We start from the raw sequence: 24745 nt of genomic DNA, 5'->3' as shown, positions 1-24745 counted from the left end.
GCTGCTCCTCTCCTCAATTCCTGAAAAAGCACATCCACCCGTTGTCACATCGAGCTTGACTGGGTCGGATAATACCCGATCTTGGGGCGCCGCGCTAGATTCCGGCGCGTCGCTCAGCTGAGCAGCGAAGCCGTCAATTCGACCAGCCCTGCCTTTGCCGCAGCAGGCATGCGCACAGCCTCCAATCCGGCAGCAGCCCTGGCGCGGAGGAGTTCGATGCGCTCGCGGACTTGGGCGCGAACGCCGAGCGAATCGATGATTTTCACCGCTTCGGCCACCGAAGCGTCATCATCGCCGCGGCCGAAAGCAGAGCGTAACGCCTGCTCCTGGTTTTTTCCGACTTCGCACGCCGAGCGCAGCGCAAGCGCCATGAGCACAGTCCGCTTGCCCTCGCGCACGTCGTCCCCGGCAGGCTTGCCGGTGACAGCAGGATCGCCGAAAACGCCGAGCAGGTCGTCGTGGAGTTGGAACGCGACGCCGACATCGTCCCCGAAGCTCCGGTAAAACGTGAGCAACGACTCATTGGCGCAAGCAAGGACGCCGCCGAGCTCCAAAGGCCGCGCAACTGTGTACGAGGCTGTCTTCCAGCGGATGACCCGCGTGGCGGCCTCTTCGCTCTCATCGTCCCCGGCTTGCGCCAAAACGTCGAGGCACTGGCCGCCGATCACCTCGGCGCGCATCGCAGACCAAACCTTGCGAAAAGCGGTCCGGTCCGCCCCGGCAACCGCGTCGAGCCCTTCCGCGGCCAAATCGTCCGCCCAGACGAAAGCGAGCTCGCCAGCGAGGATGGCGAGCGCCTCGCCGTGCCGGGCCGCGTCGCCCGACCATCCCTCCCTGCTGTGTTCCGCTTCGAATCTGCGGTGCAGCGAGGGTTCCCCGCGCCGCAGGTCCGACTGGTCGATGATGTCGTCATGCACGAGCAAACCCGCTTGGAGCAGTTCCAGGGCCGCGCAGACGCGCTGCACCGCGCCAGCGTCCGGTCCTGCCGCGTCCCCGCCCGCGCCGAGCCAGCCAAGCCAGGCGAACGCGGGCCGCACCCGTTTGCCCGAGCCGAGCACGAGCGCCGACAGCCCTTCGACCACCTCCGCGAATTGCGGCCCGAGGCGGTCGGCCTCACGGCGCCGGTCGGCCAGAAACTCCACGAGGCGCTGTTCGGCGAAGGATTGGACGAAACCCAACGATTGCGGCACGTTCCGCGAAAGGGGCGGGGGCTCCTCCCACGAGCCGTCAGACCGATGGGCGGTTGTCATCGCGCATTACCTCCAAGGCCAGCCTGTCAGCATGCTTCTCGCTGCCTGCATCCTTATACACTGAACGAGTGAGCACAGTTTCTCTCGGCGAAAAAGTCACCGCATCCCGGTCCATCCTGCCAGGAACGGACTCGCTCGCCCAGAGCCCACTGGCGGAGACCGGCGATTCGGTGGTCGACGAGTGGCGGCGCATCAAACGAACGCGCACACCGTTCTCGGTCGAGTTCTACCCGCCCCGCAACGAGTCGGAGGAAGCGGGGTTGTGGCGGGCGGCCCGCGTGTTCGAGCGGTTCGGCGCGGCGTTCGCCACCGTCACGTACGGGGCGGGCGGGAAAACTCGCGAGCAGACCGTCCGGCTGACCGGGGAGCTGGCCCGAGAGACGACGCTGCCCATCGTCGGCCATTTGACCATCGTGGACCACACGCTCGACGATCTTCGCTCGATCGTCGCCGGATTCGCCGACCAAGGCGTGCGCAATATCCTCGCGCTGCGCGGCGACCCGCCCGGCGACGATCCTTTCGCCGAGTGGGTCAAACACCCCGACGGCCTCGAATACGCCGAAGACCTCGTGCGGCTGATCCACACGCTGGGGAGGTTCCACGTGGGCGTGGCCTCGTTCCCCCGCGGGCACTACCGGGCCGTCGACCTCGAACACGACACCAAGTACTTGGTGCAGAAACTTCGGGCGGGGGCCGAATACTCGATCACACAAATCTTCTTCGACGTGGACGACTACTTGCGTCTTCGGGACCGGGTGGTCGCTTACGACGCGGAACAAGGGCGCAAACCGATCATCCCCGGGGTCATGCCGATCACTTCGTTGAAGACATTGCGGCGAGTCGTCTTCCTGTCCGGGGAGACCATCCCCCCAGCACTGGAGGAGCGGCTCGCGAGAGCGGCGGGCAAAGGCGAGCACGAGGACCGCAAGGCGGTGCGCGACATCGGCATCCAACTCGCCACCGAGATGTGCGAGCGGCTAGTCCGTGAAGGCGTGGACTGCTTGCATTTCAACACGATGAACTTCAGCAAGGCGACCGTGGAGGTCCTCAGCAACTTGGGCTATACCTTCAAGGCATGACCCGATCCCCCGTCGGCCCTGACCCATTGGTCGGGACTGTCCTCGAAGGACGCTACCAGGTGGGCGAACAAATCGGCTCCGGTGGCATGTGCGTGGTGTACCGGGGGTTTGACCGGCGTTTAGAGCGGCCCGTCGCGATCAAGTTCGCCGCGGACCACTTGCTGGACAGCTCAGGCAGGCTCGACGACCCGAGGATCGCGGAACGGTTCGACTTCGAAGCTCGCGCTGTGGCCCGCCTCTGCGACCCCGCGCTGGTCGCCGTCTTCGACCAAGGCTCCACAGGAGGGCGCCCGTATCTGGTGCTCGAATTCATCGCGGGGGGCACGGCCCGACAGCTGCTGGCTGAGCGCGGCCCGATGCCGCCCTACGCCGCCGCGGCGCTTTTGGAGCCAGTCTTGCGCGCGCTCGGCACTGCGCACAGGATCGGTCTCGTGCACGGGGATGTGAAACCGGAGAACATCTTGATCTCCGAAGAGGGCGAAGTGAAAATAACCGATTTCGGCTCCGCCGCTTGGAGCGAGCGCAACGGCTCCCAGCCCAGTCCTTTGGAGGCTTTTGGCACCGCCGCGTACCTCGCCCCCGAACAGGCGCGCAGCGGCGCCGGGGAAGGACTGCGCGCTGCGAGCGACATCTACTCGGCCGGTGTGGTGCTGTACGAGCTTTTGACCGGAGCGCTGCCGTTCGCGGGCGCGGATGCTGCCGAATTGGCCGAGGCCCGGTTGCGCCACGACGTTCCTCCGCCCAGCCGCGCTGTCGACGGAGTGCCGTTGCAGTTCGACAATATTGTGTTGCGCGCCACCGAACGCGATCCCGCAGCCCGATACCCGGACGCAGACAGCATGCTGCGCGACCTCGACCGAGTCCGGGCCGAGCTGGGCTTGCCCCGTTACAGCGTGCCTGCGCCAACTGCTGCGCCGAGCCTGACCGGCGCTCACGCCACAGCGCCGACCACGGCACAGCAATCGACCGTCGACCTCGGCTCCGTCATACCCGCGACAGGCGGCGAGACCGATCCGGTCCGGACGATCGTGGAAAACATCGGCTCCCCCATTTCGGAGACGACCGGTTGGCGGGAGGTCGCCGTCGGGTTCATCGTCGTCCTGCTGCTCGGCGTCGTCTCGATGATCTGCGGTTATTTCTTCGCGGCGTTCCTTGAGCAGCAGCTCGGCTAGACGCTGCGCCGAGCAAAACCCACAGCAGGGCAGAACACGGATGGCCGCAAAACCCCGAGCAGACATCTGCGGCGCTTGCCAGCAGGCTTGCGATCATCGGCTCGCCGATGCGAAAAGGGCCGCCTTCATGATGTGCGGGCGACGCGGCGGAGCGCCGCGCCGGCAAAAGCTATGACCGGAGCATTTCCGCGACGAGGAAGGCGAGCTCCAGGGACTGCTCCGTGTTCAGGCGGGGATCGCAGGCGGTCTCATAAGAACCGGCGAGGTCGGCGTCGGAGATCTCTTTCGCACCGCCCACGCATTCGGTGACGTTGTCGCCGGTGAGCTCGATGTGGATGCCGCCGGGGTGGGTTCCTGCTTTGCGGTGCACCTCGAAAAAGCCTTGAACCTCGTCCACGACCTGGTCGAAGTGCCGGGTCTTGTAGCCGCTCGGGGACTCGTAGGTGTTGCCGTGCATGGGGTCGCACTGCCAGATCACTTGGTGCCCGGTGGCTTGCACCTTCTCGATGATCGGCGGCAAGAGCGTGCGCACCTTGCCGCTGCCCATGCGGGACACCAGGGTGAGCCGGCCAGGCTGGCGGTTCGGGTCGAGCCTGCGCACATACTCAGCCGCCTGCTCCGGCGTGGTGCTCGGCCCGATCTTGAGCCCGATCGGATTGTTGATGAGCTCCATGAGGCCGATGTGCGCGCCGTCGAGCTGACGGGTGCGGTCGCCAACCCACAGGAAGTGCGCGGACAAGTCGTAGAGCGCGGGCTCCCCGTCGGGGCTCTTCGAGCTTTTCGCCAGCCGGAGCATCGCGCGCTCGTAGTCCAGGACCAGGGCTTCGTGGGAGGCGAAGATCTGCGCGGACTCCAACTCGCGGTCGCTGACCCCGCACGCTGCCATGAACTTCAAACCTCGGTCGATCTCCCTGGCCACGACCTCGTAGCGAGCGCCCGCCGGAGACTGGCGGACGAATTCTCGGTTCCAGTCGTGGATGCGGTGCAAATCCGCCTCGCCCGCCGCGGTCAGGGCGCGAACCAGGTTCATCGCGGCTGACGCGTTCGCGTAGGCGCGGACCAGCCGGGAGGGGTCGTGTTGGCGCACGCGCTCCTCTGGGAAGAAGCCGTTGACCATGTCCCCCCGGTACGAGGGCAGCCCTTGGCTGTCCAAGTCCGAGCTGCGCGGCTTGGCGTACTGGCCGGCGACCCGTGCCAGTTTGACCACGGGGACGCTCGCCGCGTACGTGAGGACCACGGCCATCTGCAGCAATGTGCGGATATTGCCTTTGATGTGCGGCTCGGTGTTCGCGACGAACGTCTCAGCGCAGTCGCCGCCCTGCAGGAGGAAAGCCTCGCCGCGGGCGACGCTGGCCAATTGGTCGGCGAGGGAGTCGACTTCGCTCGCCACGCAAATGGGGGGGACGGACTCGAGCACTTTGCGCATTTGCGCGGCGTGTTCCGGGTCCCACGAAGGTTGCTGCGCCGCAGGCCTGCCCAGCGCGTCGTCCAGACGCGCGCGCAAATCAGAGGAAAGCGGCGGCAAGTCCGGCAGCTCATCGATGGGAACGTCGACCGTCCAGTTCATGCCGTCCAGAGTAACCTTCGCCAAGCTTGAGACCAAAATGATTCCTCTCGCAACCAAGCCGAGCCGAAAACGTGCGCTGACGGCGGGTCAGGAGCCTTGGAGGGTTTCATAGCGCGCGCGGCAGTGCCGCGCGTCGACGAGGGCGTCATGCGCGCCTTCGGGCACTGGCGGCAATGGCGGGCTGCCCCGCTCTTCCCAAAGCTGGCGCACATCGCGGGTATAGCGGGGCAACGCCCTCGGCAACGCGGGCATAGCGCCCCAAAGCTGGCAGAGCACCACATGGTCGTACGCCCCCATCCACGCCCAGAGTTCGATCGGCCCTTCGCCTTCCGCTGTCAAGAATTCCAGCAGTTCCTCGCGCAGTTTCGCACGAGAAACCCAGAGCGGGGAGGAAAGCGGCGGCAGCTGCGCGAGCACGTTCTCGCGCACCCATTTGCCTGCTTTGCTCGCGTCGAATCCGGTGGACACGCGGTAGAATTCTCTGCCGTCCTCGGCGACGACGCCAATGGAGACAAGGTCGATCGTGACGCCGTCCTCGATGAATTCGGTGTCGTAGAAGAACCTCGGCATCAGGCTGCGGAAGGAGCGGTCGCGGGCCCCGAGCCGCTCGCGCCGCGGCCCTTCTTCTTCCGACTGGCGTACTCGTCCACGTACTCTTGGCCGCTCAAACGCATGATCTCGTACATGATCTCGTCCGCGATGGAACGTTCGACGTAGTGATTCCCCACGAAATCATAGAACCGGGAGAAATCCAAAGGCTTGCCGATTCGGACCGTCACCGGATGGGGATGGAATTTCGCGCTGTCGGGGGCCAAGACCTTGTCCGTCCCGATCACCCCGACCGGGATCACCGGGACCTTGGATTCGAGCGCGATTCGCGCGACGCCGGTCTTGCCCTTGTACAACCGCCCGTCCGGAGAACGAGTGCCTTCGGGGAAAATCGCAGCCAGATTTCCCTTGGCCAGGACTTTCTTCAAGGATTCCAGCGCGGCTCGGGAAGCGTCTCCGCCGCTGCGGTCGAGCGGCACCTGCCCTGCCGAGGAGAAGAACCAGCGTTGGAACGCGCCTTTGAACCCTGTGCCGGTGAAATATTCGCTCTTGGCCACATGCGTCACCTTGCGCGGGACCGCGAGCGGAACAAAGAGCCAGTCCGTGGCCGAAAGGTGGTTGTACGCGATGAGGGCCGCACCAGAACTCGGTATGTTCTCCGCCCCTTCGACCGTGCTTGGGCACAACACCTGCAACAGAGGGCCGATGAACACGTACTTGAAGGCCCGGTACCAAAGCGTGCGCCCGGTGTAGTCCTTCGTCAGCGCTTTGTGCACCGGCTGATTCGCAGCGGGGTTGGAAGAAGTGCTCGTGGCCACAAAGACCACTCTACCTATGGCTCCTCGCAACGCTCGCGAGGAGTCAGACGAGCGATTCGACGCGTTTCTTGAGCTCTTTGAGCGCCGTGTCAATGATCGCCCGTTCGGCTTTGCGGCGGAACAGCCCCAGCATGGGTATGCGCAGGTCGACCGAGAGCTCGTACGTCGCCTTCGTGCCCTCGGGGTTCGGCTCAAGGATGTACGCGCCCTCCTGAGAGCGCATGATGGTGCTCTCCAACAGGGTCCAGCGCACCGAGCGGCCATCCCGCGCCCAGGTGTACCGCAACTCGTAGGTGTCTTTGAGAAGTTCCGCGTCGAGCACGAACCGTGCCCGCACAGGAGTCCCTCGCTCATCGCGCTCAAGGATTTCGACGGACTGCGCGGCGTCCACCCAATCCGGGTACCGGTCGAGGTCGGCGATCACCGCCATCACGTCCTCGGGTTTCGCGTCAATGACAATCGATTGCCGGGTGTGATCTGCCATACGGCAAACCTACCCTTCAGCCTGGAACGAGGGAGCATGGCCCGGCAGCTTCCCCGCCTCGCAGCGGTCTTTCAGCTCGAAACTCATCGCTTTGCCAGCAAGCCTGAGTTTGCGGACCAGTCGACGCAGCTCACTGGGGCCGAGCGAGGCGGATGGCTCGCCATGGAGGAAGAAGTGCAGCAAAGCCCCGTCCAATTCTGGTTTGAGCCAGACTTCCATAGTGCCTTTGACCTCGCCGTCCACGAGCCATCGGACACCTTTCTCACCCCGTGCCTCACGGACTTCAAGGTCGAGCCCCGGCCACCAGCGCCGCCACTGGCTCGCGTCTTCGAGACCTTTCCCGACGCTCGCAGGCGATGCTGCGACAAAGGTTTGATCGGCGATCTGAACGCTATGCATAGTGGCAGGAACGCTAGCAGGCCTCAACTGAGGCGCAGCAGCTCGGCAAGGGTTTGCGCTGAAGCGTCCCAGCTCCATGACTCTTGCACCCAGGCCCGGCCCGCGACTCCCATTTTGCTCGCGCAGAGTTTGTCGGAGAGCAATCGCACAGCGGCGTTGGCGACGTCCGGCACCGCGCGCCCTGAGACCACTGTGCCGGTCTCGCCCTCGCGGACGGTTTCCGGCGCTCCCCCGGAGTCTCCTGCGATCACCGGGAGGCCTACGGCGGAAGCTTCGAGGAACACGATGCCGAGCCCTTCGACGTCAAGTCCCCGGCCGCGGGTGCGGCAGGGCATGGCGAACACGTCGGCCATGGCGTACCAGGCCGGAAGCTCTTCCTCCTGCACCCGCCCGACGAAACGAACCCGGTCTGCCACGCCGTGCTGTTCGGCGAGCCGGCGCAAATGCTTCTCGCAGGGACCGCTGCCCACGATCACCAACAACGCGTCCGGGACTTCACGAAGAATCCGGGGCATTGCCCCGATGAGCACGTCTTGCCCTTTGCGCGGCACCAACCGCGCGAGACAGAGCAGGACCGGAGCCTCACCGACGCGGTGCTGTTCCCGCATCGCCTCACGCGCCTGCGGGTCTGGTTGGAAGCGCTCGGCGTCGACGCCAGGGGCGAGCCGCACGAAATCGACGCCCGGCCCGAAGGCGCGACGCACCCGACGAAGGGCGTACTGGCTCACATATGTGACCGTGTCCACGGTGGAGCCGATACGTCGGAGCGCCTGACGGGCTCCGGGGGTCATCGACCAGCCCACCTCGTGCCCGTGCGTGCTTGCCACGACCCGTTGGGCTCCTGCCGCCCGCACCGCGTTCGCAAGCAAAGCGAAGGGAGCCGCCGCGCCGAACCACACCGACTCCACCCCGTGTTCGCGGACCAGCTCTTGGCTTCGACGGGCAGTCCAAGGGCTCGGCAGCAGCAGCGAACGCGGATGGCGCACGATGGGGAACGGCTGCGCCGCGTCGAAGCGCCGCTGCTCCTCGTCATTTTTCCACGACGCGGTGTAGACCACGAGGGAATCTGCGGGCAACCGTGTGGCAAGGGCGTGCACGTATGACTGGATCCCTCCCGGTCTGGGCGGAAAGTCATTCGTGATTAAAAGAGCCTTGGACACCCGGTCAGCCTAAATCACACTGACCGGGCAACAGCACAAGCCGCATGCTCAGCGGTGAGTCGCCCAGCGCTCAGCCGATGCGGACGAACGCGTGCACCGGGCCCGCCGCGTCGATTGGCGCGACCGTCACAGGCTGGCCGTACGTCGGCGCGTGGACGACCATCCCGTTGCCGATGTACAGCGCGACGTGCGAAACGCCTGAGTAGTAGGTCACAAGGTCGCCGGGCTGCAAGTCGCCCCGGCCGATATGCCTGCCGAGCCCGTCCTGGGCCTGGCTGGAGTGCGGCATGGAGCGGCCGACCTGCTGGTAGGACCACATCACAAGGCCAGAGCAGTCGAACACGCCAGGGCCGGAGCCACCCCAGACGTATGGCCGGCCGACTCGGCTGAGCGCGGCCTGCACGGCCCGCCCTTTCGAACTCTCGGCGGCCTGTTCCTCGGGAGCGTCGGAGGACTCCGGGGGACGCGGCGCGGCCTCTTGCTTCTTCTGCGCGTCCGGCGGAACGGCGTCCTCAGCCTCTGGCGGAAGCACCTGTGCGGGCGGGGCGGCAGATTCGGGCTGCGGGGCGGCGCCCTCCATCGGGTTGACGCTGAAGTCGTGCAACTGCTGCGGAGTCAGCTTCGTGTACTGGTCTTTGATGGCGGCGATTTGCTGTTGCAGCTGGGCCTCTTTCGCCTGCAGCTCGGCACGTTTGGCCAGAGCGCGCTGCTCGGCGGCTTTCGCCGCGTCGAGAGCCTGGGCGGTGTCGGCCGCAGCTTGCTGCGCCTTCACGTGGGCGGCCTTGTAGCAGGTCACTTTGTCCTGCACATCCGCGGCAATGACCTTGATGTCCGACATCTGGTCAAGAAGCTGTCCAGGCGATTTGCTCACCAGCAGGGCGTAGACCTCGTTGAGGCGAACACCGTTGTAGGCGGTCTCGACGAACATGTCCACAACGCCCTGGTACTGCTCGACGACTGCTTTGGTCTGCTCTTGCTTGGCCTGATCCTCGGCCAGGCGGGTCTGCGCTTGCGCCCGCGCGGCATGCGCCGCGTTCAGGTCGGTCATGGCCTGATACTGGGCTTCTTCGGTTTGCTCCGACTGACGGGCCAGGGCTCGCAGCTGTGCGACCGGGTCGTTGGGGTCCGACCAGGCGTTCGCCATCGAGAGAGCTATGGCGACGACAGCGCCGAGAAGCGCCGAGGGCAGTCGCCTGGCGAGCCGCTGCGAGATGAGAGCGCGGCTCAACGCGGCTCTTCGCGGGAGAGCCCCGCTTGCCGAGTCCAGCACCTACTACCTCCAGTGATTGGATCTCTACTGCCGAGTCCGGAGACTGGCCGTGACACGGCATGACGGATCTTTTCTCCGTCGCGAGATAACATTTTGGTGTACGTCGTGAATCAGAATACGAAAAGGCGGCTTCCCTGTCCAATCCAAGCGGCCCGTGTCGTCTATGGCAAAGAGGTTACAGGAACTGCCCCACAAGACGGAAAAGCACAAAACAACGAGGGCGTTTTGCGCCGGGCGCCCTCAGAGGGACGAAGAAAAACTCACCCACCGCCGCAGCAGCTCCCCGGCCGCGCCGTTCGCGAGCGCCTCGCTCGCTTCCTGCAGGCTTACGCCCACCCCGGCGCGGTCCAGCCTCCGGCCTCGGGCCACCGCGACAGCCACGGCCGCGTTCCAGCGGACCACATCCCGGATCGCGTCCACGTCCCACTCGCCCGTATGCTGTCGCTCCCCAAGTCCCAGGACCGCTGTGACCAACGACGCGGCTTCCGTCACGTTCCGCCCGCCGCGCAACTGCCCGATCTGCGCCCTGGGCACACCGAAATCCGCCGCGTCGAGCGAAAGCCTGACAACCCGCCCGCCGTCCGCGAACCACACGTCGTTGCCGCCGGTGGTCGTGAGCTCATCAAGACCGTCCGCCCCTCGGACAACAGCCACCCGGTCGCCCCGACGGGCGAAAACCTCGGCCATCGCCTCGGCAAGCGACGACCACGAGCAGCCGATGAGGCCGAACCGGGGTCGGGCGGGGTTGGCGAGCGGGCCCAGGACGTTGAACACCGTGGGCACACGGAGCTCCCGGCGGACCGGGGCGAGCTCGCGCATGGAGGGGTGGTAGCGCTGGGCGAAGCAAAAACCAATGCCGGTCTGCGCGACACAGCGCGCCAGGTCTTCGGGGCCGAGATCGACCCGCACTCCGAGCTTTTCCAGCGCGTCCGCCGAGCCAGACGCGGACGAAGCGGCGCGCGAGCCGTGTTTGACCACCGGCACGCCGCACGCCGCGGTGACCAATGCGGCGAGGGTGGAGATGTTCGCGGTGTCGAGGCCGTCGCCGCCGGTTCCGACGATGTCGACGCAGGGATGTTGCACCGCCAACGGGACCGAGCGCTCGCGCATCGCCTCGGCGAGGCCCTCGAGCTCGTCGGCGCTGGGGCCTTTCATCGTCAAAGCGGTGGCAAACGCGGCGATCTGCGTCGGGGCCACGGCGCCGGACATGATCTCGCCCATCGCCCATTGCGCGCGCTCGGCGGAAAGCTCGTTGCCGGCGAAGAGCTCACGCAGAAGCGCGGGCCACGACGGAGCGGACTGGTCATCGGGCGGCACAGCGTGATCGTAGCGGGGGCGCGCCGCCGCTTGCGGAGCCGCCTAGTATGAGCGAATGCTCATTGCCTTCGAAATCTTCGCGGCCCTCGCGGCCCTCTTGCACATCGTGATCTTCCTCATGGAGAGCGTGCTGTGGACCAAGCCCGCAGTGTACCGCCGGTTTGGCCTGCAGTCCGCGGAGCAAGCCGCCGCGACAAAATCCTTGGCGTACAACCAGGGGTTCTACAACTTGTTCCTCGCCATCGGGATCTTTGTCGGGATCGCGATCGGCGGGGAGAGCGGCGAAGCCCTGACCCTGTTCGCATTGTCGTGCATCGTGGCAGCGGCGCTCGTCTTGGTCTCCGCGGGGCTCTCTTACCTGCGCGCGGCTGCCACACAGGCGACGTTCGCGGTCATCGCGCTGGTCCTTTGGGCGCTTCTCCCGGCGTGAGAAGTCGCCGGGAACTTTTCCTCGGCGCTACCCGACCCCGAGAGCGCCAGAGCTACTACGAGGTGTCATACTGAACCACATGACGAGCGCGGCAGCCCCTTCGCACGCGGCCATCGCGAGCCGAGTTCACTCGCTCAACAGGCCCAACATGGTCAGTGTCGGCACTATTGTGTGGCTTTCCAGCGAGCTGATGTTCTTCGCGGGACTTTTCGCCATGTACTTCGTGACCCGCGCGGGACAAGCCCCCGCCCTCGACGGGCACAAGAACTGGCCGCCGGAGCCGACGCACCTCAACCTCTTCCTTGCCATCCCGGTCACCACAGTCCTCGTCTTGTCCTCGTTCACCTGCCAGTGGGGCGTGTTCGCCGCCGAACGCGGCGATGTGTTCGGGTTGCGCCGGTGGTACACCATCACGCTCCTCATGGGGACGTTCTTCGTCATGGGGCAAGGCTTCGAGTACACCAATCTCTACGCCGAAGGCACCCGGCTTGACTCCAGCGCGTACGGGTCCGTCTTCTTCATCACCACTGGTTTCCACGGGTTGCACGTCATCGGCGGTCTCGTGGCCTTTGTCTTGCTCTTGGTGCGAACCAAGATGAGCAAGTTCACGCCAGCCCAGGCGACCTCCGCGATCGTGGTGTCCTACTACTGGCACTTCGTCGACGTCGTCTGGATCGCACTGTTCGCCACGATTTATTTCGTGCAGTAGAGGTAGTAGGAAAAGTGAAACTGTTCCACCAGCATTCTTCCGACGGCGACGCGCCGCGCAAGGCGGGCAAGTTCCGCCGCCGCGCCCGAACCGCCGCTGTCCTCTTCAGCGGTCTTGTCGCCGCCGGCTTCGCGACAACCCTCTTGACCCCGCATGCCCAGGTGGCCAAGGCCGACGAGAAAGACCTCTCGCTCATCCGCGACGGCAAGCAGCTGTACGAGACCTCGTGCATCACATGCCACGGGGCGAACCTGGAGGGCATCGCAGGCCAGGGGCCGAGCCTCATCGGCGTCGGCAATGCCGCCGTCTACTTCCAGGTCTCGTCCGGCCGCATGCCCGCAGCTCGCAACGAGGCGCAGATCCGGCGCAAGCAGAGCGACTGGGACGAGAAGCAAATCGAGGCGGTCGGGGCGTACATCGACTCGTACGGCGAAGGCCCGTCTGTGGTGTACGAGAAAAACCCGGACGGAAGCGTCAAACTCGACGCGGACGGCAACAAGGTTCTCGCGCAGGAGTCCTTGCGGGGCAAAGACCCGGACTCGGTCGCTCGAGGCGGGGAGCTGTTCCGGATGAACTGCGCGTCGTGCCACAACTACACCGGACGTGGCGGGGCGCTCTCCTCCGGCAAGTTCGCGCCGCCGCTGGACGCGCCGAACGAGCAGCAGATCTACGCGGCCATGCTCACCGGACCGCAAAACATGCCCAAGTTCTCCGACGGGCAGCTCTCACCTGAGGCCAAGAAAGACATCATCGCTTACATCAAGACCGCCACGGAGACGAACGCCCAGGGCGGGTACTCCCTCGGCGGCTTCGGGCCGGTTTCCGAGGGCGCGGCCATGGCCTTCGTCGGCGTGGTCGCGATCCTCGGCCTCGCGATGTGGATTGGATCTCGCACATGAGCAACGAATCACTCACCCCAGACCCCACCCCGGAAGAGCTCAGCACCATGAGCCGCGACGAGCTCGTCACCCTCGGGCTCGCCCAAGACGGGGTGCGTCTTATCCACCGCCAGGAGCGTTGGGCAGTGCCTGGCACCAGGGCCGAGAAGCGCGCCGAGCGGCTTGTGGCCTTCTGGCTCATCCTGGGCGGCCTCGCCGCCATCGCTTTGCTCGCGGTCTTCCTGTTCGGGCACTGGGAGTACGCCGGCCCCGGCGAATCCGGGTACTGGGCGTACACCTGGGAAACCCCGCTGATCGGACTCACGATGGGTGTGTCGATCCTCGCCATCGGGGTGGCCGCCATCGTCTACACGAAACGGTTCATCCCAGAAGAGATCGCCGTGCAAGACCGCCACGACGGCGGCTCGAAGCCTTTGGACAAACTCACCTTCGGCGCGCTCTTGAACGACTCGTTGGAAACTTCCACCCTCCCCCGCCGCACCATGATCAAGCGCGCTTTGATCTTCAGCGCAAGCGTGTTCGGCGCTGCCGCGGGCGTCTTCTTCATCGGCGGCGCGATCCGCAACCCTTGGGCCAAAGGAAACGACTCGGACCTCTGGCACACCGGGTGGACGCCGCGCAAGGGCGAAGAGCACGAGACCATCTACCTGCGCCGTTACACGCCGCAGGACATCTACTCGGTCGAGCTCGTCAAACCCGAGGACCTCGCCTCCGGCGGCATGGAGACCGTCTTCCCGTGGCGGGAGTCCGACGGAAAGGGCGAGACCGAAGAGTCCCGCGAGCGGCTTTTCGAGTCGTTCCACGGGATCCGCAACCCGGTGATGCTCATCCGCCTGCGCCCGGAGGACGCGGCGCGCGTCGTCAAGCGCAAGGGTCAGGAGAACTTCAACTTCGGCGAGTACTACGCCTACACCAAGGTGTGCTCGCACGTCGGCTGCCCGACCTCGCTGTACGAACAGCAGACCAACCGCATCCTGTGCCCGTGCCACCAGTCGCAGTTCGACGCTTTGCACTACGCGAAGCCGATCTTCGGCCCAGCGGCGCGCGCGCTCGCCCAGCTGCCCATCACCGTGAACGAGGAGGGCTACCTCATCGCGAACGGCGACTACATCGAACCTGTCGGACCGGCGTTCTGGGAGCGTAAATCATGACCACCACCGCCCAAACCGTTGTGAACCCCGCTGTGAAATTCCCCAAACAGCTGGAAGAGGCGGACAAGCGCTACCACCTGTCTGCGGGCATGCGCCGACAGATCAACAAGGTCTTCCCGACCCACTGGTCCTTCATGCTCGGCGAGATCGCCCTGTACAGCTTCGTCATCCTGATCCTCTCCGGGGTCTACCTGACGCTCTTCTTCAAGCCCTCGATGGCCGAGACCGTGTACCACGGCGTGTACCAGCCGCTGTCCGGGGTTCGGATGACCGAGGCGTTCGCCAGCACGCTCGACCTGTCCTTCGAAGTGCGCGGCGGCCTTTTCATGCGTCAGATCCACCACTGGGCGGCGCTCCTGTTCCTGGCGTCGATGGCCGTGCACATGATGCGCATCTTCTTCACCGGCGCGTTCCGCCGCCCGCGTGAGGCGAACTGGTTCATCGGCTGCGCCCTGTTCTTCATCTCGATGTTCGAGGGCTACTTCGGGTACGGCCTGCCGGACGACCTGCTGTCCGGCACCGGCATCCGGGCCGCGATGTCCGGCATCGTGCTCGGCCTCCCGGTCATCGGCACCTGGGTCCACTGGGGCCTGTACGGCGGCGACTTCCCCGGCAACATCATCATCCCGAGGCTGTACATTCTGCACGTTCTTGTCTTCCCAGGGATTATCTTGGCGCTCATCGGGGTGCATTTGGCGCTGGTCTGGTACCAGAAGCACACGCAGTTCCCCGGCCCTGGCCGCACCGAGAACAACGTGGTCGGCGTGCGCATCCTCCCGGTCTTCGCCTTGAAGGCAGGCGCGTTCTTCGCCCTCGTCTTCGGCGTGCTGGCCATCATGAGCGGCATTTTCCAGATCAACCCGGTGTGGACGCTCGGGCCGTACAACCCGGCGCAGGTGTCCGCAGGCTCTCAGCCTGACTGGTATTTGGGCTGGACGGACGGCATGCTGCGCATCTTCCCAGCCTGGGAGACCTACATCGGCGGGCACACCATCCCGCAGGCCGCGTGGGCCGCGATCTCCCTCGGCGCGTTCGTCACCCCGATGGTGATCTGGCCGATCATGGAGCGCAAGTTCACCGGCGACGACGCGCACCACAACATCCTGCAACGCCCGCGCGACACTCCGGTGCGAACCGGCGTGGGCGCGATGATGTTCACGGTGTTCGTCATCCTCACAGCGGCGTGCGGCAACGACATCATCGCCTTGAAGTTCGACATTTCGCTGAACGCGACGACCTGGTTCTTCCGGATCGCCCTGGTCGTCGGCCCGATCATCGCCTACTACGCCACGTACCGGTTCTGCCTGGGCCTGCAACGCAGCGACCGGGCCGTCCTGGAGCACGGCATCGAGACCGGCATTCTGCGCCGCCTCCCGCACGGCGAGTACATCGAGGTCCACCAGCCGCTCGGCCCGGTCGACGATCACGGCCACCCGTTGCCGCTGGAGTACCAGGGCGCGACCGTCCCGAAGAAGATGAACCAGCTCGGCAGCAGCGGCGCACCGGGCAAGGGTTCCTTCTTGACCCCGGACCCTGCCTCGGAGAACGAGGCGCTGACCGCGGCAGAGCACGAGTCCGAGCACCGCGCTCTCGAAGCCATCCGGAAGATCCAGGAGGAGAACGCCAACGGGCACAACGGGCGTCCCTCCCCCGCCGAGGTCGGGGCGGGACGGCACAGCAGCGAGCACTGATCCTCCGCACACTATGAGAGGCCCGGTCGAGCATTCGACCGGGCCTCTCATAGTGTGCGGAGGAAGATGTGTCTTGACGGGGCCAATGCCCATCAGGAAAGCCCTCACGGCCGACCAGACCGCTGCGCAGAGTTTCCACTGGCGCAGAGAAGGGGGACCCGGACTGCGGGGCCCTTAGATGCGCGCGCGAAGAGAAGCCATCCCCAAGGCACAGGCAAGGAGCAATATCTGCCTCCCCAGGCGAAACACGCCAAGACAAGAGGGGGTGGTCCGCAGCGTCAGTGCCGTAGTCGGCCGCAACGGCGCTGCAGCCCCCATGCGCAACGATGCGGCCGGACATCACGACACCGAGTAGGCGAACCGCTCTTCCTGCTGTGCTCGCTTCTACGCGAGCGCGATTCCTTCTTCAGACACCACCTGTGCCAGCTGAGACGAACGCTGCTCGACGCAACGGATGAGAACGCCAGGGGGCACAACACTGCGAGCCAAAGGCAGCTCTGGGCGAGTGACCGCTCGGAAGATGCGAGCTGAGATTCGACGGCGAACGGATTCGACGCGACTGAGCTCGCTCAGTGCTTCTCGGGGCCTCGGTGGTATTCGAAGACCAAACCTGCGACAGTGGCGATGACGCACGCGGCACCAGCGGCCAAGAGCCAGAACAAGTCCATCGCGAGCGCGACCGCCACAATGCCCGCGCTGCCGGCGATGAGGATGGGCCACCAGCTGCCAGGGCTGAAAAAGCCCAACTCGCCTGCGCCCTCGGCGACCTCTGCGTCCACCCTGTCCTCAGGGCGCAGTTCGATACGCCGGGCGATGAACCGCAGGAAGGTGCCGGTGATCAAGGTGAGCCCGCCGGTGAGCGTGATCGCAGTGACCCCGACCCACTCCATGCCCACGCGACTGTAGGCGGTGACGACGCCGTAGACCACAGCCATGAAAAAGAAGAACCCGGTGAGGAGTTCGAATAACCGCGCTTCGACTTTCATGGTTGTCTCCTACTGGGCCTTGCTGCTGTTCGGGTGCTCGGCCACGCGGACCGGGTCCGGCCTGGTGGTCTTCGCGAGCGGGGCTTCGCCGATGGAGGCGAGCGCGTCCGCGTTGGACTTCCCAGCCTTGCGGGCTTCGAGGTATTTCGCGAATTTTTGCGGGGTGACCGCGCGGACCTCGAAGTTCATCATCGAATGGTAGGTGCCGCACAGCTCGGCGCACCGACCGACGAAAGCGCCCTCGTGGTCGATCTTCGTGATCTGGAAGACGTTGTCGGTCTCGTTCTCCTTGGGGTTCGGGAAAACATCCCGCTTGAACAGGAAGTCGATCACCCAGAAAGAGTGCACCACGTCTCTGGAGGCCAGCCGGAACTCGACGATCTTGTCGGTCGGCAGCACCAACACCGGGGTCTCCGTGTCGGTGCCGACCGTCTCGATCTTGTCGAAGGCGAGGTAGCTGAGGTCTTCCGCGGCTCGGCCGTTCACCGGCAGAGGCCATTTCTTGCCCTCGCCCTCTTCCCCTTCGCCCTCGCGGTAGCCCTTACCGCCGACCGTGTTGTCGAGATGGCCGTCGTAGGAAGCCAGCGGCCCGACGTTCTCGACTTTGTTGTAGCCGAACTTCCAGTTCCACCGGAACGCGGTGACGTCGACGACTACGTTGGGGTTGGAAACCTTTTTCTCAATGTAGTTCTGTGTGACCACCGTGTAGTAGAAAAGGCCCGCGACAATGACAGTCGGGAGGATGGTGCAGATGATCTCCAACACGGCGTTGTAGCCGGTCTGGCGGGGAAACTCGGGGGCTCCTGGTTTCAAGCGGGACTTGCGGTCGAAGAACATGGTCCAGAACATCGCGACCCAGACGATGACGCCGACGACGAGGGCGGCCACGCACGACCAGGCCCAGAAATCGCCCATGGCCCGCGCTTGCGGGGTGACGCCGTGGGGCCAGCCGAAACGAAAATCGTCCCGCACCGAGCAGCCTGAGAGCCCAAAGGCGGACAGGCTGAGCAGCACCGGCCATCGCAGGCGGCGAAAGTCCAGCTGAGGGCGGAGTTCGGGCTTCAACTCTCTACCTTTCTGTCTCCGACTGGGGGTCTGAGCGCTCTTCATCACGGGTACTGTCTACTACGCAGCGTAGACCATGCGTGTCCAAGTTCAGAAGTCAGGGTCGAGTCCGTAGACTGCGTGGGTCCGATCAGCCGACCAGCGAGCGCGAAGGAGTGTGACCCGCCCATGTGTGGACTCTTGGGGGCGATCACCCGCGAACGGGCCGCGGCGGCCCTGTGCGGCCCGTTGGAGGACGCGGCGACGCTGATGCGGCACCGTGGCCCCGACGACCCCGGAGTCTGGCACGACGAGGACGTCGCGTTCGCCTTCAACCGGCTCTCCATCATCGACGTGGACCACTCCCACCAACCGCTGCGCTGGGGACCGCCGCAGGCCCCCGAGCGGTACGCGTTGATCTTCAACGGGGAGATCTACAACTACCGGCAGCTGCGCGAGCAACTCGCCGCAGAGCATGACGCGGTGTTCTCGACCCACGGCGACGGCGAGGCCATCGTCGCGGCGTGGCACTACTGGGGGGCCGACGCGCTGCCCAAGCTCCGCGGCATGTTCGCCTTCGCGATCTGGGACACCGCCGAGCGCGAGCTGGTGCTCGCCCGCGACCCGTTCGGGATCAAACCGCTCTTTTACGCGGCGGGCTCCGAGGCCCTGGTGTTCGGGAGCGAGAAAAAGAGCGTGGCGGCCCTCGCCCAGTCGGCAGGTTTCGGCCTGGAGCTCGACCGCAGGGCGCTCGCGCACTACCTGGCCTTGCAGTACGTCCCCGAGCCCGAGAGCCTGCACCGCGAAGTGCGTCGGCTCGAATCCGGAACCCACGCGATCATGCGCCCCGGCGAGGAGCCTCGGTTCGGCAGGCACTTCCGGCCCGACTTCAGCGCGCCAGGGGCCAAAGACCCGGCCGCCGAGATCCTCAGCGCCTTGGAGGACTCCGTCGCGGCCCACATGGTCTCCGACCCGGACATCACAGTCGGGGCGTTCCTCTCGGGCGGCGTCGACTCCACCGCCATCGCGGCGCTCGCGATGCGCCACAACCCGAACCTGATGACTTTCACCACTGGTTTCTCCCGCGAGGGCTATTCAGAGATCGATGTGGCCGCGGAATCGGCGCGCGCCATCGGGGCGAAGCACATCGTGAAGGTGGTCGAAGAGGACGAGTTCATCGCCGCCCTGCCAGAAATCGTCTGGTACCTCGACGACCCGGTGGCCGACCCCGCGCTCGTGCCGCTGTACTTCTTGGCGAAGGAGGCCCGCAAGCACGTCAAGGTGGTCCTGTCCGGCGAAGGCGCGGACGAGCTGTTCGGCGGTTACACCATTTACCGCGAGCCCTTGTCGCTTCGACCGCTCACCGGCCTGCCCGCCCCGGTCCGGCTCGGCCTTCGGCGGCTCTCGGCCAAGATCCCCGACGGGGTGCGGGGCAAAGGCCTGCTGTGGCGCGGCTCCATGACGTTGGAGGAGCGCTACTACGGCAACGCGCGCAACTTCGGCGACGACGAGCTGCGGGCGCTCATCCCATGGCGCGGAGCAGACGGCGCCCCGTCGCAATCGACGACGGGCTGGGGGCACACCGACGTGACGGCGTCGGTGTACGCCCAATCTGAGGGCTGGGACCCCGTGGCCCGGATGCAGCACCTCGATCTTTTCACCTGGTTGCGCGGGGACATTCTGGTCAAAGCGGATAAAATGACGATGGCCAACTCGCTCGAGCTTCGAGTGCCGTTCCTCGATCCCGAGGTCTTCGCAGTGGCCACGCGGCTGCGCCGCCAGGACAAAATCCACGACGGGACGACGAAATTCGCATTGCGCCAAGCGCTCGCCGAGGTCGTGCCCGCGCATGTGCTGCACCGGGCGAAGCTCGGCTTCCCGGTGCCGATCCGGGTGTGGCTCGCCTCCGGTCAGCTCTCGGAGTTCGTCCGAGACCAGTTCGAGATGTCGCAGGCTGGCCATTTGGTGGACCTCGGTTTCGCGAGAAGCCTCCTAGCCCGGCACCAAGCTGGCGAGGGCGATCATTCCCGCAAGATCTGGACGGTGCTGGTGTTCGTCCTCTGGCACGCCATTTTCGTGGAAGGCCGGATCACACCCGCCATTCCGGAGCCGCACTACCCGGTCAGGATTTAGGGCGAACAGCACCGGGCCCAGCGAAGATCGGACCTGTGAGCACCGAACAAGGAGCAACGCCGTCAACCGCCCCCGCTTTGGGCGGCTCGGCGGAAGAAAAGGCGGCTGAGAAAAAGACGGCTCAGTTGAAGCTGTCGCCGCACGCGCAGGAACCCGTGGCGTTCGGGTTGTCAATGGTGAAGCCCTGCTTCTGGATCGTGTCGACGAAGTCGATGGAAGCGCCCGACAGGTACGGGGCGCTCATCCGGTCGACGACCAAACGCACGCCGTCGAACTCGCTGACGAGGTCGCCGTCAAGAGAACGGTCGTCGAAGAAGAGCTGGTAGCGAAGACCTGCGCAGCCGCCGGGTTGCACCGAGATGCGCAGCGCGAGGTCGTCGCGGCCCTCCTGCTCCAAGAGCGCTTTGGCCTTCACGGCCGCGCTGTCGGTGAGCACAACCTCGTGCTCGCGCGCCTCAGCCTGCAAGTCGGCAGTCATAGGTTCTCCTTCGTGTCATCCGTGTCGCCCTGAAAGTCTTGATCCCACAATACTCCGAACACGACGACAACGCTAAGGTCTAGCCTTGATGCTCGTGAAACTACCGTGGACCCGACATGCCGACGAAGACCGCCCCGAAGCCGGCCTTCCCGAGCCGAACCAGTCCGAACAGACCATTGCCCCCCCAGGCAAGACTCCTGGAAAAGGCCGCCCCACCCCCAAACGCAAGGAAGCGGCGGGCGGGCGGCGGGGCCCTGTGCCTCCTGCCCCGCTGACCGGGGCCGAGGCGCGGGCCCGGCGCAAAGCGCTCGCCGGGCCGAAGCTGAGCCGCGCAGAGCGCAAAGCGCAGAGCGCCCAGCGGCGCGAGAAGCAATCCCAGGCCAGGGAGCGGATGATGGCGGGCGACGAAGCGTACCTGCTCGCCCGCGACAAAGGTCCGGTGCGCGCGTACGTGCGCGATGTGGTCGACTCCCGGCGCAGCCTCGCGGGCGCGTTCATGCCCATCGCGTTCGTGATGATCGGGGCTTCGCTCCTCGCCCCGCAATACCAAGTTTTGGCCACGCCCGCGATGCTCGTCCTGCTCGTGGCCATGGTCGTCGAGGGCGTGTGGCTCGGACGCAAAGTCAACAACATGGTCCTCGCGAAATTCCCCGACACCGCTGAGACAGGCTTCGGCCTGGCCTGGTACGCCTTCACCCGCTCGACGCAGATGCGTCGGATGCGCGTGCCCAAACCTCGGGTGACGCCCAAAGACAAAGGCGCGGTGTGAGCCTCGTCTTCCCGCCGTCGCCGAGCACCCGGCCGGTGGAGCGCCCCCGGCGACGGGGACGGCTGGACGACTTGTTGCGCTGGTACGAGTCCTGCCTCACGGGAGGCGCGCTCGCGGAGCCGGCGAACACCCGGCTGCTGCGCGGCGGCGCGGAAGCTGGGCGGCCGAGTTCGGGGGCCCCGGACGACGTGCGCGAGGTCCGATGGTCCACAAGCGCCACAAGCACGAGCGCCTTCGAGTTCGGCCGAGGAGTCGTCGACCGAGAAGCGGACTGCGGGACCGGTCTGCTGTTGCTCGCGGACTCGCCGCGAGCCTGGACGCCTGCGACAGCGGCCATCGCGGCGATGACCGACATAGAGCCCGTGAGTGCCGTCGGCTGGGGCCGATGCGGCGAGGAACGCCATTGGGTGGCGCAAGTGTCCGCCGTGCGCGATGAGCGGTACCGGCTCTTCGGCGCGGCGCGGGCGCCGGAGCGGCTCATCGAGCTTGTCGACCAAGAGATCGCGGTGACGGCGGGCTTCTGCGTGCAAGCTGCGCTGCGCCGCACACCGCTGCTCTTGGACGGCGAAGTCTCCACTGCGGGCGCGCTCATCGCCGAACGGCTGCTCCCCGGCGCGCGGGCCTGGTGGCAGGCGGCGCATCGAACAGCGACCCCGGCGCACGAGCAAGGGTTGTCCCGGCTCGGTCTCGCCCCGACGTTCGCGCTGGAACTGCCCGCAGACGGTCTCGGACCGATCTTGGCGTTGCAGGCGCTGCGCACCGCGATCCGCACGGCAGAATAAGGCGCCCCGCTCAGCCGACGTCGTTCAGGACGGGGACCACACCGTGCTCATCCAATGATGCGCGTCGGCGAACTGGCCGCGTTGAATGCCGGTGAGCGTGTCCCGCAACGCCATGGTGACCTGGCCCGGCTGGCCGTTGCCGATGGCGAACTCGCCCTCCGCGCTGCGTATCTCGCCGATCGGCGTGACCACGGCGGCAGTGCCGCAGGCGAACATCTCGGTCATCTCCCCGGAGCGCGACTTTTCCCGAAGCTCCTCGAAACTCACTCGGCGCTCCTCCACGGCATAGCCCGCGTCGAGCGCCAATTGCAGGATGGAGTCCCTGGTGACGCCCTCGAGAATGGTTCCGGTGGTGGCCGGGGTGACCAGTTTCGCCTGCGCCCCTGAGCCGAAGACGAGGAAAAGGTTCATCCCGGCGCCCTCTTCGAGGTACTTGCGCTCTGTCGCGTCCAAGAAGATCACCTGGTCGCACTCGTGCGCCGCCGCTTGCATCTGGCCGAGCATGGCTCCCGCGTAGTTGCCGCCGCATTTCGCGTCCCCCGTGCCGCCGGGGGCGGCACGGGTGTACTCAGAGCTCACCCAAATCTTCGTCGGCTTGACGCCGCCTTTGAAGTACGGCCCGGCCGGGCAGGCGATCACAAGGAAGCGGTAGGAGTTCGCGATGTGCAAACCGAGCGCGAACTCATCGGCGAAGGCGAACGGGCGAAGGTAGAGCGAGTGCTCCGAACCAGCGGGGGGAACCCACTGGTGGTCGAGCGCGATGAGCTGGCGGATGGCTTCGAGGAAAAGCTCCTCGGGCAGCTCCGGGATCGCGATGCGGCGCGCGGAGCGCTGAAAACGCCGCGCGTTGGCCTCCGGGCGGAACACGGCGACCGAGCCGTCCGGCTGGCGGTACGCCTTGAGCCCCTCGAAAATCTCTTCGGCGTAATGGAACACGCGCGCAGAAGGTTCCAGGCTGACCGGACCGTACGGGAGCGCCCTGGCGTCATGCCAGCCCTCGCCGCGCGTGTAGGAGATGGAAATCATGTGATCGGTGAACTTGGTCCCGAACCCAGGGTCGGCGAGCACGGCTTCCCGCTCCGCGGCCGCAAGAGGGGCGGGGTTGCGCGACACTGCGAAACCGGATGCCAGAGTCATAAGCGGACATCTTATCCGGCCCCTGCCGTCAGCCGCCATACGGTGACGCTTCGGGCTGTGAACATTTCCAATCTGGGCAATCGAGATACTTCCCGCCGCCGGGGCGCCGCGGTACGGTGCGGCGCATGACCACCGCCGCGAGCGCGCCGCCAGGACTGGCAGGAGCAGAGCCCGACGAGTTGGAGCCGGAGCGAAAAACCCAGGCCGCCGCACGGCTGGCCCCGACCTTCAGACAAGCGCTCGGCGTGGCGGTCGCGGCAGGGCTCGGCTACGGGTTCGACTCCTACGCCGTGAACATTTACGGCCTGGTGCTGCCCAAGATCCAACAGACGCTGCGCATCACCGAGGCCCAAGCCGGATACATCGGGTCCGTCTTTCTCGTCGGCTACACCATCGGGACCATAGGGTTCGGCTTCGCCGCCGACCGTTGGGGGCGCAAAAGCACGCTCGGAGCCTCCATCCTCCTGTACGGCGCCACCACCGCCCTCGCCGGGCTCACCACGAACCTCGCCGCGTTCACCGGGCTGCGATTCTTGACCGGAGTCGGGGGCGCGGGAGAGCTCGCGGTCGGCGCTCCTTACACCGCAGAGGTTTGGCCAGCGAAAACCCGTGCCATCGGGGTGGGCGGGGTGATCTTCTCGCTCTTTTCGCTCGGCTACGTGCTCGCCGCGTCGGCCGCGCTCCTGCTAGTGCCGCGTTTCGGCTGGCAGTCCGTGTTCATCGTCGCGATTGTGCCCGCGGTCCTGCTGTTCCTCGCGCGCCGAGGCGTCGTGGAGTCGCACCGCTATGTCGAGGTCCAGAGCACAACGCGGCAGGGGGCGGCGCAGCAGCGGCTGTGGCGGGCGCCCTTGCGTCGCAGGCTCGTCGCCGGATGGCTCATTTACACGGCCAACGCGGTCGGCTACTGGGGGATGACACTCTTTCTGACCACCTACATTGTGAAGAAATTCCACGCCGCCCCGACCGACGCGATCCGCTACGCGCTCTGGTTCTTCCTCTTGCAAGCGGTGTTCGTGTTCCTTGGGACCGCTCTGGCGGACTGGGTCGGACGGCGGCCCTCCGCGATCCTCGCCGCCGCGGTCGAGATCGTCTCGACCGTGCTCGGGGCGACTTCCGGCTCGCTCGGCGAGTATCTGCCCTTCGGCGCGGTCTCCATCGCCACGCTCGGATGGCTTTGGGGCGTCGGGGACACGTATATCGCCGAGCTGTTCCCCACCGCGCTGCGCGGCGCCGGGTTCGGGATCGCGGTCGGCGGGGGGCGAATCGCGTCCATCGCCGCGCCCGCCGCAGTCGGCTGGGCCATCGCGCAGTACGGGCCGCAGACGCCCTACCTGGCGCTGGGCGGGCTCTGGGCGCTCACCGTGCTCGGCTACCTGCTCGGGCCGGAGACGAAAGGCAAAGAACTCGAAGAACTCGCCGACGCCGCCTTCGCGCAAGGCCCAGGCCATGCCCGGTGAGTCGCTCACGATGC

Annotated in this window: 24 protein-coding genes; 11 read left to right on the top strand and 13 right to left on the bottom strand. The window is 66.0% G+C overall.

Annotated elements, in window-relative coordinates:
* Positions 1-113: 113 nt before the first annotated feature.
* Positions 114-1250 (bottom strand): polyprenyl synthetase family protein, encoded by a 1137-nt coding sequence (locus tag SROT_RS05380; RefSeq protein WP_013138002.1) that lies wholly within the window; start codon positions 1248-1250, stop codon positions 114-116.
* Between the two features lie 170 nt (positions 1251-1420).
* Here SROT_RS05380 and SROT_RS05375 point away from each other — a divergent pair, with 170 nt between their 5' ends.
* Complete coding sequence (locus SROT_RS05375; protein ID WP_041407701.1) at positions 1421-2329, top strand: methylenetetrahydrofolate reductase; 909 nt, start codon at positions 1421-1423, stop codon at positions 2327-2329.
* Positions 2326-3501, top strand: coding sequence for a protein kinase domain-containing protein (locus tag SROT_RS05370; RefSeq protein WP_013138000.1), 1176 nt, complete (start codon positions 2326-2328; stop codon positions 3499-3501). Before SROT_RS05375 ends, SROT_RS05370 begins: the two co-directional genes overlap by 4 nt.
* A 169-nt stretch (positions 3502-3670) precedes the next feature.
* Here the strand turns inward: SROT_RS05370 and SROT_RS05365 are convergent, their stop codons facing one another.
* The 8 genes from SROT_RS05365 to trpD form a co-directional block, all read right to left on the bottom strand.
* Positions 3671-5068, bottom strand: a complete 1398-nt coding sequence (locus SROT_RS05365) for a class II 3-deoxy-7-phosphoheptulonate synthase (RefSeq protein WP_013137999.1) — start codon at positions 5066-5068, stop codon at positions 3671-3673.
* 87 nt (positions 5069-5155) lie between these two features.
* Positions 5156-5638 (bottom strand): polyadenylate-specific 3'-exoribonuclease AS, encoded by a 483-nt coding sequence (locus SROT_RS05360; RefSeq protein ID WP_013137998.1) that lies wholly within the window; start codon positions 5636-5638, stop codon positions 5156-5158.
* Positions 5638-6393: a lysophospholipid acyltransferase family protein gene (locus tag SROT_RS05355; RefSeq protein ID WP_083777911.1), complete on the bottom strand. Its 756-nt coding sequence runs from the start codon at positions 6391-6393 to the stop codon at positions 5638-5640. The genes SROT_RS05360 and SROT_RS05355 overlap by 1 nt, the downstream gene beginning before the upstream one ends.
* Positions 6394-6478: 85 nt before the next feature.
* Positions 6479-6919: an SRPBCC family protein gene (locus SROT_RS05350; RefSeq protein ID WP_013137996.1), complete on the bottom strand. Its 441-nt coding sequence runs from the start codon at positions 6917-6919 to the stop codon at positions 6479-6481.
* A 9-nt stretch (positions 6920-6928) separates the two neighbouring features.
* The gene (locus SROT_RS05345) at positions 6929-7318 is read right to left on the bottom strand and encodes a hypothetical protein (protein WP_013137995.1); all 390 of its coding nucleotides are present in this window, start codon (positions 7316-7318) and stop codon (positions 6929-6931) included.
* 23 nt (positions 7319-7341) lie between these two features.
* Positions 7342-8478, bottom strand: coding sequence for a glycosyltransferase family 4 protein (locus SROT_RS05340; protein WP_013137994.1), 1137 nt, complete (start codon positions 8476-8478; stop codon positions 7342-7344).
* A gap of 70 nt (positions 8479-8548) precedes the next feature.
* A complete protein-coding gene (locus tag SROT_RS05335; protein WP_222829199.1) occupies positions 8549-9706 on the bottom strand; it encodes an NlpC/P60 family protein in 1158 nt (385 codons plus the stop codon).
* A 282-nt stretch (positions 9707-9988) separates the two neighbouring features.
* The gene (trpD, locus tag SROT_RS05330; RefSeq protein WP_013137992.1) at positions 9989-11065 is read right to left on the bottom strand and encodes an anthranilate phosphoribosyltransferase; all 1077 of its coding nucleotides are present in this window, start codon (positions 11063-11065) and stop codon (positions 9989-9991) included.
* A gap of 55 nt (positions 11066-11120) precedes the next feature.
* On the opposite strand from trpD, the gene SROT_RS05325 reads away from it, so the two are divergent.
* From SROT_RS05325 to qcrB, 5 genes are all read left to right on the top strand, one after another.
* Positions 11121-11495 carry a DUF1304 domain-containing protein gene (locus SROT_RS05325; protein ID WP_013137991.1) on the top strand — a complete coding sequence of 125 codons (375 nt, stop codon included), beginning with the start codon at positions 11121-11123 and terminating at the stop codon, positions 11493-11495.
* 79 nt (positions 11496-11574) lie between these two features.
* On the top strand, positions 11575-12204 hold the full coding sequence (gene ctaE, locus SROT_RS05320) for an aa3-type cytochrome oxidase subunit III (protein ID WP_013137990.1): 630 nt from the start codon (positions 11575-11577) through the stop codon (positions 12202-12204).
* Between the two features lie 14 nt (positions 12205-12218).
* Entirely contained in the window at positions 12219-13103 is an 885-nt protein-coding gene (qcrC, locus tag SROT_RS05315; RefSeq protein ID WP_013137989.1) for a cytochrome bc1 complex diheme cytochrome c subunit, read from the top strand.
* Positions 13100-14254 carry a cytochrome bc1 complex Rieske iron-sulfur subunit gene (gene qcrA / locus SROT_RS05310; protein WP_013137988.1) on the top strand — a complete coding sequence of 385 codons (1155 nt, stop codon included), beginning with the start codon at positions 13100-13102 and terminating at the stop codon, positions 14252-14254. The genes qcrC and qcrA overlap by 4 nt, the downstream gene beginning before the upstream one ends.
* Positions 14251-15945 (top strand): cytochrome bc1 complex cytochrome b subunit, encoded by a 1695-nt coding sequence (qcrB, locus tag SROT_RS05305; protein ID WP_013137987.1) that lies wholly within the window; start codon positions 14251-14253, stop codon positions 15943-15945. Before qcrA ends, qcrB begins: the two co-directional genes overlap by 4 nt.
* A gap of 569 nt (positions 15946-16514) precedes the next feature.
* On the opposite strand, the gene SROT_RS05300 is transcribed toward qcrB, so the two are convergent.
* Entirely contained in the window at positions 16515-16931 is a 417-nt protein-coding gene (locus tag SROT_RS05300) for a cytochrome c oxidase subunit 4 (RefSeq protein ID WP_013137986.1), read from the bottom strand.
* A gap of 9 nt (positions 16932-16940) precedes the next feature.
* A complete protein-coding gene (gene ctaC / locus SROT_RS05295) occupies positions 16941-18041 on the bottom strand; it encodes an aa3-type cytochrome oxidase subunit II (protein WP_013137985.1) in 1101 nt (366 codons plus the stop codon).
* Positions 18042-18164: 123 nt separating this feature from the next.
* Here ctaC and asnB point away from each other — a divergent pair, with 123 nt between their 5' ends.
* Entirely contained in the window at positions 18165-20108 is a 1944-nt protein-coding gene (gene asnB, locus SROT_RS05290) for an asparagine synthase (glutamine-hydrolyzing) (protein ID WP_013137984.1), read from the top strand.
* Positions 20109-20229: 121 nt separating this feature from the next.
* On the opposite strand, the gene SROT_RS05285 is transcribed toward asnB, so the two are convergent.
* A complete protein-coding gene (locus SROT_RS05285) occupies positions 20230-20586 on the bottom strand; it encodes a HesB/IscA family protein (RefSeq protein WP_013137983.1) in 357 nt (118 codons plus the stop codon).
* Positions 20587-20674: 88 nt separating this feature from the next.
* On the opposite strand from SROT_RS05285, the gene SROT_RS05280 reads away from it, so the two are divergent.
* Together SROT_RS05280 and SROT_RS05275 are read left to right on the top strand one after the other, a co-directional pair.
* On the top strand, positions 20675-21355 hold the full coding sequence (locus SROT_RS05280) for a DUF3043 domain-containing protein (protein WP_013137982.1): 681 nt from the start codon (positions 20675-20677) through the stop codon (positions 21353-21355).
* Positions 21352-22137, top strand: a complete 786-nt coding sequence (locus tag SROT_RS05275; RefSeq protein ID WP_013137981.1) for a nicotinate-nucleotide--dimethylbenzimidazole phosphoribosyltransferase — start codon at positions 21352-21354, stop codon at positions 22135-22137. The genes SROT_RS05280 and SROT_RS05275 overlap by 4 nt, the downstream gene beginning before the upstream one ends.
* Before the next feature lie 24 nt (positions 22138-22161).
* Here SROT_RS05275 and SROT_RS05270 read toward each other — a convergent pair whose 3' ends face one another.
* A complete protein-coding gene (locus SROT_RS05270) occupies positions 22162-23274 on the bottom strand; it encodes a branched-chain amino acid aminotransferase (protein ID WP_013137980.1) in 1113 nt (370 codons plus the stop codon).
* A gap of 125 nt (positions 23275-23399) precedes the next feature.
* Here SROT_RS05270 and SROT_RS05265 point away from each other — a divergent pair, with 125 nt between their 5' ends.
* Positions 23400-24731, top strand: coding sequence for an MFS transporter (locus SROT_RS05265; protein ID WP_013137979.1), 1332 nt, complete (start codon positions 23400-23402; stop codon positions 24729-24731).
* Positions 24732-24745 lie beyond the last annotated feature (14 nt).

Source organism: Segniliparus rotundus DSM 44985 (genome assembly GCF_000092825.1).
GTDB lineage: Bacteria > Actinomycetota > Actinomycetes > Mycobacteriales > Mycobacteriaceae > Segniliparus > Segniliparus rotundus.
The sequence above is the reverse complement of the archived record's forward strand: the minus strand, read 5'-3'. Positions and strand labels throughout refer to the sequence as shown.

Bases quoted from the DNA above. Each gene is read 5' to 3' on its own strand.
- SROT_RS05345 (WP_013137995.1), bottom strand. From the start codon at position 7,318: ATGCATAGCGTTCAGATCGCCGATCAAACCTTTGTCGCAGCATCGCCT.
- SROT_RS05270 (WP_013137980.1), bottom strand. From the start codon at position 23,274: ATGACTCTGGCATCCGGTTTCGCAGTGTCGCGCAACCCCGCCCCTCTT.
- SROT_RS05365 (WP_013137999.1), bottom strand. From the start codon at position 5,068: ATGAACTGGACGGTCGACGTTCCCATCGATGAGCTGCCGGACTTGCCG.
- ctaC (WP_013137985.1), bottom strand. From the start codon at position 18,041: ATGAAGAGCGCTCAGACCCCCAGTCGGAGACAGAAAGGTAGAGAGTTG.
- qcrB (WP_013137987.1), top strand. From the start codon at position 14,251: ATGACCACCACCGCCCAAACCGTTGTGAACCCCGCTGTGAAATTCCCC.
- qcrA (WP_013137988.1), top strand. From the start codon at position 13,100: ATGAGCAACGAATCACTCACCCCAGACCCCACCCCGGAAGAGCTCAGC.
- ctaE (WP_013137990.1), top strand. From the start codon at position 11,575: ATGACGAGCGCGGCAGCCCCTTCGCACGCGGCCATCGCGAGCCGAGTT.
- SROT_RS05380 (WP_013138002.1), bottom strand. From the start codon at position 1,250: ATGACAACCGCCCATCGGTCTGACGGCTCGTGGGAGGAGCCCCCGCCC.
- SROT_RS05265 (WP_013137979.1), top strand. From the start codon at position 23,400: ATGACCACCGCCGCGAGCGCGCCGCCAGGACTGGCAGGAGCAGAGCCC.
- SROT_RS05280 (WP_013137982.1), top strand. From the start codon at position 20,675: ATGCTCGTGAAACTACCGTGGACCCGACATGCCGACGAAGACCGCCCC.
- SROT_RS05360 (WP_013137998.1), bottom strand. From the start codon at position 5,638: ATGCCGAGGTTCTTCTACGACACCGAATTCATCGAGGACGGCGTCACG.
- SROT_RS05300 (WP_013137986.1), bottom strand. From the start codon at position 16,931: ATGAAAGTCGAAGCGCGGTTATTCGAACTCCTCACCGGGTTCTTCTTT.
- SROT_RS05285 (WP_013137983.1), bottom strand. From the start codon at position 20,586: ATGACTGCCGACTTGCAGGCTGAGGCGCGCGAGCACGAGGTTGTGCTC.
- SROT_RS05350 (WP_013137996.1), bottom strand. From the start codon at position 6,919: ATGGCAGATCACACCCGGCAATCGATTGTCATTGACGCGAAACCCGAG.
- SROT_RS05370 (WP_013138000.1), top strand. From the start codon at position 2,326: ATGACCCGATCCCCCGTCGGCCCTGACCCATTGGTCGGGACTGTCCTC.
- SROT_RS05325 (WP_013137991.1), top strand. From the start codon at position 11,121: ATGCTCATTGCCTTCGAAATCTTCGCGGCCCTCGCGGCCCTCTTGCAC.
- asnB (WP_013137984.1), top strand. From the start codon at position 18,165: ATGTGTGGACTCTTGGGGGCGATCACCCGCGAACGGGCCGCGGCGGCC.